Origin of the sequence: Mesorhizobium sp. Cs1299R1N3 (genome assembly GCF_037179625.1) — a bacterium.
GTDB lineage: Bacteria > Pseudomonadota > Alphaproteobacteria > Rhizobiales > Rhizobiaceae > Mesorhizobium > Mesorhizobium salmacidum.
On record NZ_JAPYKQ010000002.1, the window covers coordinates 216047 to 228284 of the forward strand.

Annotated in this window: 12 protein-coding genes and 2 tRNA genes; 8 read left to right on the forward strand and 6 right to left on the reverse strand. The window is 62.2% G+C overall.

Translation table 11 applies throughout. The annotated features are described in order from the left end of the window. The first annotated feature begins 159 nt into the window (after nt 1-159). On the forward strand, nt 160-432 hold the full coding sequence (locus O7B34_RS06385; RefSeq protein ID WP_027143628.1) for an HU family DNA-binding protein: 273 nt from the start codon (nt 160-162) through the stop codon (nt 430-432). Nucleotides 433-516: 84 nt separating this feature from the next. Here O7B34_RS06385 and O7B34_RS06390 read toward each other — a convergent pair whose 3' ends face one another. Next, the gene (locus O7B34_RS06390) at nt 517-1539 is read right to left on the reverse strand and encodes an aldo/keto reductase (RefSeq protein ID WP_337145344.1); all 1023 of its coding nucleotides are present in this window, start codon (nt 1537-1539) and stop codon (nt 517-519) included. Between the two features lie 190 nt (nt 1540-1729). Between O7B34_RS06390 and O7B34_RS06395 the strand changes: the two genes are divergently transcribed. Both O7B34_RS06395 and O7B34_RS06400 read left to right on the forward strand, forming a co-directional pair. Beyond that, nucleotides 1730-2296, forward strand: a complete 567-nt coding sequence (locus tag O7B34_RS06395; protein ID WP_337145631.1) for an SIS domain-containing protein — start codon at nt 1730-1732, stop codon at nt 2294-2296. A gap of 3 nt (nt 2297-2299) precedes the next feature. Next, the gene (locus tag O7B34_RS06400; protein ID WP_337145345.1) at nt 2300-3043 is read left to right on the forward strand and encodes a creatininase family protein; all 744 of its coding nucleotides are present in this window, start codon (nt 2300-2302) and stop codon (nt 3041-3043) included. Between the two features lie 48 nt (nt 3044-3091). Here the strand turns inward: O7B34_RS06400 and O7B34_RS06405 are convergent, their stop codons facing one another. From O7B34_RS06405 to O7B34_RS06415, 3 genes are all read right to left on the reverse strand, one after another. Then, entirely contained in the window at nt 3092-4009 is a 918-nt protein-coding gene (locus tag O7B34_RS06405; protein ID WP_027143632.1) for a carbohydrate ABC transporter permease, read from the reverse strand. A 6-nt stretch (nt 4010-4015) separates the two neighbouring features. Continuing rightward, nucleotides 4016-5137, reverse strand: a complete 1122-nt coding sequence (locus tag O7B34_RS06410; RefSeq protein WP_337145346.1) for a carbohydrate ABC transporter permease — start codon at nt 5135-5137, stop codon at nt 4016-4018. Nucleotides 5138-5206: 69 nt separating this feature from the next. Continuing rightward, the gene (locus O7B34_RS06415; protein WP_337145347.1) at nt 5207-6871 is read right to left on the reverse strand and encodes an ABC transporter substrate-binding protein; all 1665 of its coding nucleotides are present in this window, start codon (nt 6869-6871) and stop codon (nt 5207-5209) included. Between the two features lie 276 nt (nt 6872-7147). On the opposite strand from O7B34_RS06415, the gene O7B34_RS06420 reads away from it, so the two are divergent. Genes O7B34_RS06420 through rbsK form a run of 3 tightly spaced genes read left to right on the forward strand, consistent with a single transcriptional unit; the run spans nt 7148 to nt 9611 of the window. Next, nucleotides 7148-8197 carry an ABC transporter ATP-binding protein gene (locus O7B34_RS06420; RefSeq protein ID WP_140506441.1) on the forward strand — a complete coding sequence of 350 codons (1050 nt, stop codon included), beginning with the start codon at nt 7148-7150 and terminating at the stop codon, nt 8195-8197. 27 nt (nt 8198-8224) lie between these two features. Further along, nucleotides 8225-8677 carry an RbsD/FucU family protein gene (locus tag O7B34_RS06425; protein ID WP_027143636.1) on the forward strand — a complete coding sequence of 151 codons (453 nt, stop codon included), beginning with the start codon at nt 8225-8227 and terminating at the stop codon, nt 8675-8677. A gap of 4 nt (nt 8678-8681) precedes the next feature. Beyond that, nucleotides 8682-9611: a ribokinase gene (gene rbsK / locus O7B34_RS06430; RefSeq protein ID WP_337145348.1), complete on the forward strand. Its 930-nt coding sequence runs from the start codon at nt 8682-8684 to the stop codon at nt 9609-9611. An 83-nt stretch (nt 9612-9694) separates the two neighbouring features. Here the strand turns inward: rbsK and O7B34_RS06435 are convergent, their stop codons facing one another. Beyond that, nucleotides 9695-10210: a hypothetical protein gene (locus O7B34_RS06435; RefSeq protein WP_140506437.1), complete on the reverse strand. Its 516-nt coding sequence runs from the start codon at nt 10208-10210 to the stop codon at nt 9695-9697. Between the two features lie 312 nt (nt 10211-10522). Next, nucleotides 10523-10599: transfer RNA gene (locus O7B34_RS06440), tRNA-Asp, on the reverse strand. A 217-nt stretch (nt 10600-10816) separates the two neighbouring features. Between O7B34_RS06440 and O7B34_RS06445 the strand changes: the two genes are divergently transcribed. After that, nucleotides 10817-10892 (forward strand) — tRNA-Val (locus O7B34_RS06445). A 266-nt stretch (nt 10893-11158) separates the two neighbouring features. After that, nucleotides 11159-12238, forward strand: coding sequence for a type III polyketide synthase (locus O7B34_RS06450; RefSeq protein WP_337145349.1), 1080 nt, complete (start codon nt 11159-11161; stop codon nt 12236-12238).

A 12238-nucleotide genomic window follows, 5' to 3' on the forward strand; every position in this document is an offset into this window, starting at 1 on the left:
GCCTCGCGCCCGGCTTTTTCATGTGAAAAACCCCGGAATTCCGGGCTTTTTCCGCTTTTTTCCTGCCTTTTCGACTTGGTTGCGGCAACGCTTCTTTCTAAAGTCCGTTTCCTGCCGGATGAGTCGTAAGTTCCGGTGTTCTCATGGAAGGGAATTTTTATGAACAAGAACGAACTGGTGTCCGCTGTCGCCGACGCCGCGAGCATTTCGAAGGGTGACGCGCAGTCGGCGGTCGATGCAGTGTTTTCTGTCATCTCCGGCGAACTGAAGAAGGGCGGCGATGTCCGGCTTGTCGGCTTTGGCAATTTCACCGTGTCAAAGCGCGCTGCATCCACCGGCCGCAACCCCCAGACCGGCGCCGAAGTGCAGATCCCGGCGCGCACCGTGCCGAAGTTCTCGGCCGGCAAGGGCCTCAAGGACGCCGTCAACTAAGCGCATTTGATTTTCAAAAACCAGAAAAGCCGGGCTTGCCCGGCTTTTCATTTTTGGACTCGTGTCGATCGGATCGGAAGCTCCTCAAACAGTCGGGGCGTCGGCGCGCATCAGGCCTTCCTTCTTGAGATCGGCCCAGAGCGCCGCAGGGAGTTTCGTGTCCAGCAGCGACCGGTTGCTCTCGACTTCTTCAGGCCTCTGGCCGCCGGGGATGACCGAAACCACCGACGGGTGCAACAGCGGGAACTGCAGGGCGGCCTCGATCAGCCTGATATCATGGCGTTTGCAGACGGCCTCGATGCGCGTCACGCGGTCGAGCACATCCTGCGGCGCTTCGGAATAGTTGTAGTAGGCGCCGGGCTTCGGTCCGGTCGCCAGGATGCCGGAATTGTAGGGGCCGCCGAGAACGATGCCGACGCCGCGTTTCTGGCAAAGCGGCAGGAACGATGTCAGCGCCTCCTGTTCCAGCAGCGTGTAGCGACCGGCAAGCAGGAACAGGTCGAAATCGCCGCGCTCGGCCAGCGTCTGGGCCACCTGCCACTCGTTGATGCCGCCGCCGAACGCCTTGATGACACCTTGGTCGCGCAAGGCAAGCAGGCCATAATAGCCCGAGCGCATGAATTCATCGATGCGCTGGTCGGACGCCTCCTTGCTGCCATGGGTGAAGATGTCGACATCGTGCACGAACAGGATGTCGATGCGGTCGACGCCAAGCCGCTCCAGCGAGGCCTCGAACGAGCGCATGACGCCGTCATAGCTGTAGTCGTAGACCTCCTTGCGCGACGGCGTGTCGAAGAACTTGCCGATGCCCGTGCGCTCCTCCGGCGGGCAGGCGCGCATGATGCGGCCGACCTTGCTCGACAGCACATAGTCGTCGCGCTTCCTGGAGCGCAGGAACGGGTTGAGGCGCGTTTCCGACAGGCCGAGCCCATAGAGGGGTGCTGTGTCATAGTAGCGGCAGCCAGTCGCCCAGGCGGCCTCCAGCGTCGCATTGGCGTCCTCGTCGGAGACGGCGCGGTAAAGATTGCCGAGCGGCGCCGTGCCGAAGCCCAGCTCCGTGAAGGCGATGCCGCCATTGCCGATGCGGTCGAAATGCCGTGTCTTCATGTCTTGAAATTTTCCCGGATTGATTTGTCTAACATGACACTATCATGCTCGGGGCTCGGCAAAAGCACCGCTGAGCGTTGGACACGCATTTTCGCGGTTGCTAGCATGAACGAAATCAAGCTGTTCCGGGGAAGAGCATGATCGGAAATTGCCAATCATCTTCGACTACTGGCACGCCAGTGGCGCGGCCATGAGCAACTCCGGCTCGCAAATGTTCAGCACCGCGCTCGACGAGCTTGGCGCGGTGCTGGCGCGCGTCGACCGCGATCGGATCGACGCCGTTTGCGGGATGCTGGCGGATGCCAGACAGATCGTCGTCTATGGCTGCGGTCGCGAGGCCTTGCAGGTGAAGGGCTTCGCCATGCGGCTCTATCATCTGGGCCTGCCGGTTTCGGTCGTCGGCGACATGACCACCCCGCCTGTAGGGCAGGGCGATGTCTTCCTTGTCAGTTCCGGGCCTGGCGAAACCTCGACCGTACTCACCCTGATGCGCGTCGCGCGCGAGGCCGGCGCAACCGTCCTGCTCCTGACCGCCCAGGCGGGCGGCAGCGCTGTAGGGCTAGCCGATTTGACGCTGCTGATCCCGGCGCAGACCATGGCCGACGACCAGGGGCCGCAAAAGACGTCGGTGCTGCCGATGGGCTCCGTATTCGAGGGCGCGTTGTTCCTGCTGTTCGAGATCATGGTGCTGAAACTCAGGGAATTGACCGCGGCGTCGCCGGAAGCCATGCGCGCCCGTCACACCAACATGGAATAGACCATGCGCTATGAACTGATGCTGCCGCACCAGATCCGCAAGGCGATCGCGCAGAATTGGCCGGTCGCGCTGCCGCTGGGCGTGCTGGAATACCATGGCGAGCACATGGCCGTCGGTATGGACACGCTGGCCGTCGTCAAGACGCTGGAGCTGTTCGAAAAAGAGAGCGACATCGTCATCCTGCCGCCCTTCTATTACGGGGCGGCGAGCTATGCTGTCGCACCGCCTGAAGGCAGCGGCTCCGTTCACGTCGGCGGCAATCAACTGGCGCCGTTCGGCGAAGAGCTGTTCTACAGCCTGCTGCGCATCGGTTTCCGCAACATCCACGCCATCATTCATCACCAGACCGAGAATTTCGCTGCCGGTATGCCGACCGATCTCGCTTTCAAGACCGCCGGCAGACAGGCGATCTTCCGCTTCATCGAGAAGCAGCGCGGCGAAGGCTGGTGGGGAGCCGAGACGATGGCCGACTACTACGCCGGACATGCCGCGGGCGAAAATTTCTTCAACTGGGTACAGGTGCATCCGCTGATGCCGGTCGCCATGAACGGCAAATACCCGTTCGACCATGCCGGCATCGGCGAGACATCGCTGATGCTGGCGCTGTGCCCGGAAGCGGTGGATCCCGCGCACTTCGCGGACAACAAAAGCTGGTATACGGCGAGCGCGGCGGATGCTTCGGCAGAACTCGGACAGCAGGGCGTCGCCATGATCATGGATCATCTGCGCGCTATCCTGAAGGCCTAAGCGCGACCTTACCTTCTCCCACAGCGGAGAGAAGGAAGAGGCGCCCGGTTACTTCACCGCACCAGCCGTCATGCCCATGATCAGGTAACGTTCCAGCGCGATGCCGATGACCGCAAGCGGCGCGATCGCCGCGGTGGCCAGAGCGGCCATCGACCACCAGTTGATACCTTGCGAGCCCGTTTGGCTCGCGACCATGACCGGGATCGTCTTGGCGTCCGTCGATGTCAAAAGGGCGGCGAAGAAATACTCGTTCCAGCACAGCACCATTGCCAGGATGAAGGCTGCGACCATGCCCGGCAGCGCGATCGGCATGACGATGCGGAAAAAGGCGCCCCAGATCGACAGGCCGTCGACGAGGGCTGCTTCCTCCAGCTCGACGGGGATGGAATTGAACTGGTCACGCATGATCCAGATGACGATCGGCAGCACCATCAGCGTGTAGAGCAGGATCAACCCGATGCGCGTATCGAGCAGCCCGACTTCGCGGTAGAGCACCAGGAAGGGTAAGGCCAGCACCACCGGCGGCAGGATCAACTGCGACAGGAAGAAGAACGAGATATCCTCGTTCTTGAACCAGGCGAAATGGTAGCGATAGCGGGTCAGGCCATAGGCGGCGAGGCTGCCGATGATGATCGCCAGGCTCGACGCGCCGACCGAGGTGATGACCGAATTCATGAAACGCTTGAGGAATTCGTCGCGCACGGTCGAAGTCTGGAAGATCGAGTCCGGCGACAGGCCAAGCGATCGCCACCCTTTCCAATCCGGCTGGAAGTCGACAAACGGGATCAGGTGGCCCTGGGTGACATCCACCGCCGTTTTGAACGAGGTGGTGATGGTCCAGTAGATCGGAAACAGGCAGATGAAGCCCCAGCAGGCGAGCGCGCCATAGATGAAGACGCGGCTGGCGACGAAGCTCGCCGGCGAGCGGATTTCGGAGGCGACGTAGTCTGTGGTCTGGACGCTCATCTTGCCCTAATTCACATTGCGCACGAAACGGCTGGCGAACTTCAACAGCCAGGTCACGAACACCACGATGATGACCAGATAGGCCATCGCCAGCATGGTCCCGTAGCCGACATTCGAGCGGTCGCGGTACTCGCGGTAGATGAAGCTCGACACCGAATCGGTCGCGCCGCCCGGACCGCCCGAGGTGACCGTGATGATGATGTCGGCAAGCTTCAGCTTGAAGATGATGCGCAGGATCACCGCCGTTACCGACACCGGCAGCATCAGCGGGAAAGTGACCTGCCAGAAGGTCTGCCAGGCCGTGGCGCCATCGACACGTGCCGCCTCCAGCACCTCGCGCGACATCGCCTGCAGTCCCGCCAGCAGCATGATCATCATGAACGGAATGAAGGTCCAGGCGTCCAGCAGCATGATCGAGATGCGGGCGGTGATCGGGTTCGAGAAGAAAGCCGGGTCTTCCCAGCCGAGATGGCGCGCCAGCGTGGCTGCTGGTCCAAAGCGGTATTCCATCAGCGACTTGCCGATCATCCAGGACACGGCGACCGGTGACAGCATCAGCGGCATCAGGAACACCACCCGGAAGAATTTTCGGGCGCGGATCTGCGCGTTGAGCAGCAGCGCCAGGCCGAACGCGATCACATATTCGACCAGCACCGCCAGCACATAGAGCACCATGTTGAACAGGGCGTTGCGGTAATAGGGATCCGCGAGCATCTGCCAGAAATTGTCGAGCCCGTTGAACCTGCGGCCACTGAACGAACTGAGATTCCAGTCGGTGAGCGCGATGTAGAAGCCGAACAGGGTCGGGAAGATCACCATCGCAATGGTGAACAAAAGGGCCGGCAGCAGGAAGAGTGCGCGCTGGCCGTCCTCACCACGTGTCAGAACCTGGCCGATGCCGATCGCCACACCCCACAGCACATAGGCATAGACCACGGGCCGCCATGTCTCGAAGCCGATCGTGTCGACCTCGGTCTTGTAGAGGATCTGCAGCACGATCGTTGCCAGCAGGCCGAGCGTGGCAAGCGCCATCAGCGCCCAGCCCAAACGCCTGCGGCCTGGCGGGATCAGATCATAGGAGGCGGCGTCTGCCGGCCACCCGGTCGCGGTCGAAGTCTGGTCAGCCACAAATCTCGCCCGTTTGGAAGGAAAGGCTGTGGTCCGGCGTTGCCGCCGGACCACGGTTCAAAGGGCAGCTTACATGCCGAGCGAGGCCTTGTAGAGCTTGACCTGCTTGTCGCGGCCGATCTGGTCGGTCAGCTTCTCCCAGGCGGCCGCGATGGCATCGGCGCCTTCCTGCGCCTTCATCTTGCCGGCGAAAGTGTTGGCCAGGATATCCTCGGCGGCGCTGTAGTACTGGAAGATGCCGGGGATGCGCGGCTCGATCGCCGCGTTGGGGTGGTTGTAGCTGTCGCCTTCCGACTTGAGATACGAGGTGATGAAAGCCTCGTCGTAGCCGGCCGCCACCCATTCGGGAATGTCGAAATGGGAGTTGCGGTAGGGCTGGAAGCCCGACGGATACATCGCCGTCCAGATCGAGAGGTCCTTGCCGCCGAGATGGGCGGCCGCCGACCATGCAGCCTTCTTCTTCTTCTCATCCGCATCGACGCGGGCCATGACATAGACGCCCCAGCCGAGATAGGCGCAGTTCGGCGCATAGTTCGGGCCGCTGGCGAGCTTCTCCCACTTGCCGGCCTTGGAGTTATAGACATCGTCGGAGCCCGGCAGGATCGAGAAGCCGGTGACATCGCCGATGACCGAGCTATCATTGGTCTTGACGTTCGAGCCGACATCGCCCCACCAGGGGATCATCGAGCCGGTGCCGGCCAGGAACTGCTGGAAGGCAGTGGTGTTCGGGTCGGCATTGATCTGGTCGGCGGGTTCCGACGGCAGGGCGTCGATGACATCCTGGATGGCCCGTACCCAAGCCGGATTGTTGACGCGCGGCTTCATCGTGTCGGCGTCGAACAGCCAGGCCTTGTCATCGGGATGCTTGGCGTAGGCGCTGGCACGGCTGCCCAGGAAATAGAAGCCGAAACCGCCCCAGGGCTTGGGCGCGTCGAGATAGCCGTAGACATCCTGGCCCTTGAACTTCTTGCCCTTCAGGAACTTGGTCACGGCCTGAACCTCTTGCCAGGTCTTCGGTACGCCCCATTCGCTGGTCGCCCCGCCGTCCTTCCACTGCTTGGCGAGGTCGGCGTCTGCAAACACGTCGGTGCGGTAGTTGAAGTTGTGCGCGTCGCCGTCGATGGTGACCCGGTACTGCTTGCCATCCCAGGTGCCAACGGGCGGCTTGAGGTAGTTGACGAGATCGTCGAAGTCGATCTGGTTCTTGACCCAGTCGGGCATCTCCGAAGTCAGGCCCTTGCCGCAGACGTCGCCCTCGAACGGGGCGCCCATCTCGATGATGTCGAAATCGACGGTGCCGGTGGCGATCGACTGCTGCAGGCGGGCGTTGTAGTCGGCCTGCGCCAGGTCGATCCAGCTGATCTTGGCGCCGGTATAGGTCTCCCATGGCTTCAGGAAACCACGAAACAGCACATTGTGCAGGTTCTGGTTGTTGAGACCCATGAAGGTGAGTTCGACACCGGCGAACTCGCCTTCCTTGACATTGGCCTTGGTCGCCTCGAGGCAAAGCTCGCCAACCTTCTGGAAGTCGGCGTCGGTCGGCTGGCCTTTGCCGACCCCGGGGATCTGCAGGATTTTCGAGCGCAGTTCGCTTGCGGCGGCAGCCGGGCGCGTCAGCGCGCCAAGTCCGGCGCCGGATGCGGCCGCGATCGCGGCCATCGAGGCCGCGCCCTTCAATATGTCGCGCCTTGTAGCGCCGGCACGGACCAGTTTGTCGTAAAGACCTACTCGCATGGACTATTCCTCCCAGAACATTAGTCGTGAATCGAAGTGCCGATCGCGCCGGGCGCTGGCTTTGTTCAGAAGCGAAACGTAGGACCCCAACCTGCGTCGCTTCGCGTTCCGTTTTTCGGGTAGAGTACCAGCGTTTCGGATCGGCGCTCGTCACTATTCTCGCAACCAAACGCCGTGTCAACGAGAACGGTTTTTGTCTATAAGAGACCGACTTGCCCTGACCGGTCGCGTTGGTTAGCTTCTGCGCCTACGGCCAGTGGAGCCGAGGGGGGAACGATGGCTCAAGTCGCGATCAGCAATGTGGCCAAGGCGTTTGGAACCGTCAAGGTTCTGCACGAAGTCAGCGTCGACATTGCCGATGGTCAGTTCGTCGTGCTTGTCGGCCCGTCCGGTTGCGGCAAGTCCACGCTGCTCAGGATGGTGGCGGGGCTGGAGACTGTCTCCGGCGGCACGATCGCCATCGGCGACCGCGTCGTCAATCACCTGCCGCCCGCAAAGCGCGACATCGCCATGGTGTTCCAGAACTATGCGCTTTATCCGCACAAGACGGTCGAGCAGAACATGGCTTTTGCCCTCAAGCTGCGCAAGACCGATCCGGCCGTGGTTGCCGAGCGGGTCAAGCGCGCCGCAGACATCCTCGACCTCAGCCCCTATCTGAAGCGCTATCCGCGCCAGCTTTCCGGCGGCCAGCGTCAGCGCGTCGCCATGGGGCGCGCCATCGTGCGCAATCCGCAGGTATTCCTGTTCGACGAGCCGCTTTCGAACCTCGACGCCAAGCTGCGCGTGCAGATGCGCACCGAGATCAAGGAACTGCACCAGCGGCTGAAGACCACCACCATCTATGTCACCCACGACCAGATCGAAGCCATGACGATGGCTGACAAGATCGTCGTCATGCGCGACGGCCGCATCGAACAGGTCGGCGCGCCGCTGGAGCTTTTCGACCGGCCGGCGAACCTTTTCGTCGCCGGTTTCATCGGCTCGCCTTCGATGAACCTGCTCAAGGGCACCGGGCGCAAGGGCGGCGTCGACATCGCCGGAACGCTGTTCCCGGTTGCTCCGAACAACGCCGTCGAGGAGGGGCGCTCCGTCGTCTATGGCGTGCGCCCCGAACATCTTGAGATCCACCCCGATGGCGTGCCGGCCAAGATTTCGGTGGTCGAGCCGACCGGCTCGGAAACCCTGGTCTTCCTGCGTTTCGGCGACGGCGAGATGGTGGCGCTGTTTCGCGAGCGCCATGACTTCAAGCCGGGCGACACGCTGAAGCTTCGGCCAAGGCTCGACCATCTCCATCTGTTCGACGCCGAGACCGGCAAGCGTCTCTGATCTCAAACGCACTTCACGAGGACCATCATGCTCAAAGGGATCGATCCGTTGCTCAATGCCGACGTGCTCCAGGCATTGCGGGCGATGGGACATGGCGACGACCTGATCATCGCCGACACCAACTTTCCCTCCGATTCGGTAGCGCGCCGGACGGCGCTCGGTCGAGTGCTGCGCATCGATGCCTCGGCGGCGCGGGTGGTGAAGGCCGTGCTGTCGCTATATCCACTGGACACGTTCGTCGATGATTCGGCCGCCCGCATGGAGATCGTCGGCAAGCCGGACGAGATCCCAGCGGTGCAGAAGGAAGTGCAGAAGGAGATCGACGCCGCCGAGGGCAAGTCCTGGCCGATGGTGCCGGTCGAGCGTTACGCCTTCTATGAGCGCGCCAAGCAGGCTTATTGCGTCATCCAGACTGGCGAACGCCGCTTCTACGGCTGCTTTGCCTTCCGCAAGGGCGTCGTGCCGCCGGATGCGGAGTAGCGGCATGGCCTCGGGCAAGCCGGTTGTTATCCTCGGAGTCTTTGTCGCCGATACGGCTTACAGGGCGCAGCGCCAGCCGCGCATGGGCGAAACGATCCTCGGCAATTCCTTCAAGCTGGGGCCAGGCGGCAAGGGGTCGAACCAGGCGGTGGCCGCCGGCAAGCTCGGGGCGGACGTCACATTCCTGACCCGCCTCGGCGTCGATGCCTTCGCCGACATGGCCAGGCGGACCTGGAAGGATGCCGGCGTGAAGAGCGCCGCCATCGACACGCCGGACAGCTATACCGGTGCCGCTTACATCTTCGTCGAGGAGGGAAGCGGCAACAACGCCATCATCGTCAGTCCCGGCGCCGCCATGCTGATCACGCCTGAGGATATCGAAGCCAATGTCGACCTGATCCGTGGTGCCGGTGTTTTCGTGACGCAGCTTGAACAGCCGATCGATGCCGCGATACGGGCGCTTGAGATCGCGCGCGGGGCCGGGGTGACGACCATTCTCAATCCGGCACCGGCGGCAAAGCTTCCCGACCGCATCTACACGCTCTGCGACTATCTCACGCCCAATGAGACCGAAGCCGAGGAATTGACCGGAATGGGAGTCACTTCGGTCGACGACGCGCGCGCCGCCGCGGACAAGCTGCTTGAAAAGGGCGTCGGCACGGTCATCGTCACGCTCGGCAACAAGGGCGCGCTGCTGCACGCGCAGGATCGGTCCGAGCATGTTCCAGCCATCAGTGCCGGCCCTGTCGTCGAGACCACCGGCGCGGGGGACGCCTTCAATGGCGGCTTGGCCGCAGCACTTTCGCGCGGCGTGGAGCCGCTGGAGGCGGTGCGCTTCGCCTGCGCCGTTGCCGGCATTTCCGTGACCCGTCCAGGCACCGCACCGTCGATGCCGACATTGCAGGAGGTCGAGGCGCTGCTGGCCAAGGGCTGAGGCAATTGCACGGAACTCGCAGGCACCCCGGAGGCCAGACTGTTCCGGCCTCCGAAGTCTCATGTTCGATGGGCGTTGCGAAGCTACTGCCTGACGTAGCAGCGCTTTCCCTGATCCGGAGCGGGATCGCCGAATGCATCGTTGTCGCATTGGACGCCATTGCGGAACACGTCCTGCGTGAACCGGCCGTGGGCGCCGTACCTGACCACCTTGCGACCATAGAAATCGCAGAATTCGCCTTCCTCGGCGCAGACCGCCCACTTCTCGCGGCGAGGCTCATCGTAATCGTCGTTCGACTCGTCACGGTCGCGCTTCACGATGAAGCAGAACTTTTCCTTGCCCGGCGCAGGATCGCCGAAAACGCGGTTCGAACAGGGTATCGCGTTGCGCTCGATGTAACGCGAGGTCGTGCGGCCCTTGGCGCCGTAGACGACCTCGGCGGGATAGGGCAGGCGGCAGATCTCGCCCTCGCGCGCGCATCGCTGCAGCCGGTCCGCCGACGCGGCGGCGGGAAAAAGGATAGAGGCGGCCGTCGTCGCGCCGCCCAGGCAAATCAGCGTGAATATCGTGCGCGTAGAAATGTTCGGTGCAATTGACATTACGTCCTCCATGCCATTCCGGCAGCATACTGCGATTTGGCTGCCTGCGGCATGAATCGAGCGCTTTGTAGGCGATTGCGCAAGCAGATTCGCAACGACCAATTCGTTCGCGGTCTGCAGGGCCGCTTCGTCCGTTGTTTGTCAGCTACCGGAACCGCGTCGTGGGTTCCACGGTATCGCTCATGCAAGGGTGATTTTGGACCGTAGGAGAGCCAGGCCGAAGAAGGCCTTCGGCACACTATTTCTGAAGATAACTTTGACAATTCATGTCGGCATTTCCCTTGAGCCAAGGATCATGATCCTTGAGGGAAATGGCGCGAGTGACGGGGCTCGAACCCGCGACCTCCGGCGTGACAGGCCGGCACTCTAACCAACTGAGCTACACCCGCGCATTGACGAGCACGTGTCAGCCGTGTTCGTCGTTGGGGCGCTGGATAAGGGGTTCGCTACCGGGTGTCAAGCGCACCAAACCATCATAACGCCAAACAGGAGAAGGTTTTTTGACAGCCGGCATTTTGTTCGCAAATCGGGCCTGCGAACAGGGCATCCCACACTCATTTAGCCTTGCGAAGCAAGTCCCGACCGCTTAAAGGTCCGGCCCGGAGCGGGCGATTAGCTCAGTTGGTAGAGCGCTTCGTTTACACCGAAGATGTCGGCGGTTCGAGCCCGTCATCGCCCACCATATCTTTCCACCCGTTGATGTTTTCCGGTTTGCGGGCGCCACGAATCGCCGCGTCGACAACGGTTCCGCGCACAGCTCACCTGTTCTCCCTCCTGAGGGCGTGCATTGCTTTTTCACGGGTGAGCGGCATTTTCGGGAAATCTTTTGGGCCTCCCAGCGTTCACCTCGATAGAGATAGCCATTGCCGTGGGGGGCCACAGCTCCCGCCGAAGGCAACTGTGCCTCTCGGTTCGCGACCACGGATTTGCGGCTGCAGGTCAAGGAAAATGCCCGTTCAAGCTTTCATCAACCGAATTGCCACGGCCGTCCCTGATCACGGTGTCCACGAATTCTTCCTTCAATTTGCGGGCTCCCAGCTGGCAGATCCCCGCCGCCGCGCAATTTTCGATCGCATGGCCGACAAGGGCGGCATCGAACATCGCTATTCCTGCTTCGCACCCGCCAGTGATCCTGAGGGTCTGAGCGTCGACCTGGCGGGTGTTTTCAAGCGCGGTGCGTTTCCAGGTACGGCCAAACGCATGGAAATGTTTGCCACGGCCGCGCCCGCGCTGGCCGAGCGAGCATTGGAGCGGCTCCTGGAGGGCGAAGACAGAAAGGGTGTCACGCATCTGATTGTCACCACGTGTACGGGCTTCTCCGCCCCCGGCATCGATCTGGAAATAATCGCCCGGTGCAATCTGCCCACCACCGTGGAGCGCACGATCATCGGCTTCATGGGATGTTATGCGGCAATCAATGCGCTCAAACTGGCGCGGCACATCGTCCTGTCGGAACCTGCGGCCCACGTTGTGATCGTCTGCATCGAACTCTGTACGCTCCATCTCAAGGAGACGGCTGATCTCGAAAAACTGCTATCTTTCTCCCTCTGGGGCGATGGCTGCGCGGCCGCGTCGGTGACCGCCCGCCCGTTCGGCATCGGCCTGGACAGTTTTCACGCGATCGTGGAGGCCGACGCCCGCGACCTGATGAGCTGGAGCGTGCACGACGACGGGTTCGACATGGTTCTGTCGGGGCAGGTTCCTGCTGCAATCCAGAATGCGCTTGGCAAGGGCCTCGGCGCCATCCTGGGAAACAGGACCGCCGCCAACGTCGACCTTTGGGCTGTTCACCCAGGTGGGCGTTCCATTCTCGACGCCGTGGAGCGCGCGCTGGATCTTCCTCCCGATGCGCTGTTGCAGTCGCGCGACGTGCTTCGCGAAAACGGAAACATGTCCTCCGCCACCGTGATGTTCGTGCTGGAGCGGATGCTTCGGGGGTTCACGGATGATGACGTGGGCTGTGCAATGGCATTCGGCCCCGGCCTCACGGCCGAGACGATGATGTTCCACACTGCCGGCAGTGCCTGA